Consider the following 1,291-nt stretch of genomic DNA (forward strand, 5'->3'; position numbering starts at 1 on the left):
TTTCTCATTGGATAATGTTTAAATTAATAATTATTATACAGTTTTTCAAACTGTTAATAACAAGAAACCACTTTTTTTATGTCCAAAATTTGTTAAATTTTCATTTTTGTCACTAATTTTTACAATTCACCAGAAACTTTACTATGTTTAAAAAATTAATCATTCCTACAGCTGTGGTAGCAATTGCCTTAGGTGGCTACTTTACTTACAACAGTATCTTCAATAAAAAATTTGTAAACAAAGCTTACAATGCTGAATTAGGTGAATATTATGGTATTGACTTAAGTAAATCAGATAAAAAGTTTAGCTTTACCAATTCTACCTTATTAAAAGAGTTCATCGATGACTATGTTGAAGCTCGAACTGGTAAGCAAAATGTTATTGATCTAAACTTTATTGACGTTTCAAATTTAGAAGACTTAGATTATGTATTTGCAGGTAAATACTCCATAGTTAGTGCAAAAGATTTTAATGATAAAAAATTATATGAAAATAACCCATACTATATAGCTCCTCAAGATCGAGACTTTGTTCTTATATGTGAATCTCTAGGTTCTTATGCTGTAGATATATCTAAATGGGATGTTAGTAACATTAAATCTTTAGATTACACATTTGCATGTGGTAAAACTAATTTTGATATAAGTAACTGGAATACTGCAAGTTTGGAAAGTTTAAGAGCAACTTTTGCATTAAATGAGGGATTTGACGCAGACATTTCAAATTGGAATGTAAAATCAGTTAAAGATTTTAGTTTTACTTTTTACGCAACTACAAAGTTCAATCAAAATTTAAACAAATGGGATGTAAGTAAAGCTACTAATATGTCCAGCATGTTTGGCAATGCTTTTGTGTTTAACAATGATTTAGATCTTTGGGATGTTAGAAATGTCAAAACAATGAATGGTATGTTTATTGGAGCGAGAGCGTTCAATAGAGATTTAAGTTCTTGGAACGTGAGTAATGTTAGGGACATGAGTTTCATGTTTCAGGGGGCTACAAATTTTGATGGAGACATAAGTACTTGGAATGTTAGTAATGTAACTAATATGAGTAGTATGTTCTCAAAAGCAAAAAATTTTAATGGAGATTTGAGCTCTTGGAATGTTAGTAATGTAACAGATATGAATGGAATGTTCTATAGAGCTTCAAACTTCAACAGAGATTTAAGCTCTTGGGATGTAAGTAATGTTGCTGATATGAGAGCAATGTTTACTGAAGCTACAAGTTTCAATGGAGATTTAAGTTCTTGGAATGTGAGTAGTGTTACTAACCTAAGTTACCACCTTTA

The 1,291-nt window shown here is 29.8% G+C and carries 1 protein-coding gene; it reads left to right on the forward strand.

Annotation, left to right across the window (positions count from 1 at the left end):
• Positions 1–143: 143 nt before the first annotated feature.
• Positions 144–1,291 (forward strand): BspA family leucine-rich repeat surface protein (locus CKF54_RS07065; RefSeq protein ID WP_119525651.1); only part of this gene is annotated, 1,148 nt, incomplete at its 3' end.

Source organism: Psittacicella hinzii (assembly GCF_003585885.1).
Classification (GTDB): domain Bacteria; phylum Pseudomonadota; class Gammaproteobacteria; order Enterobacterales; family Psittacicellaceae; genus Psittacicella.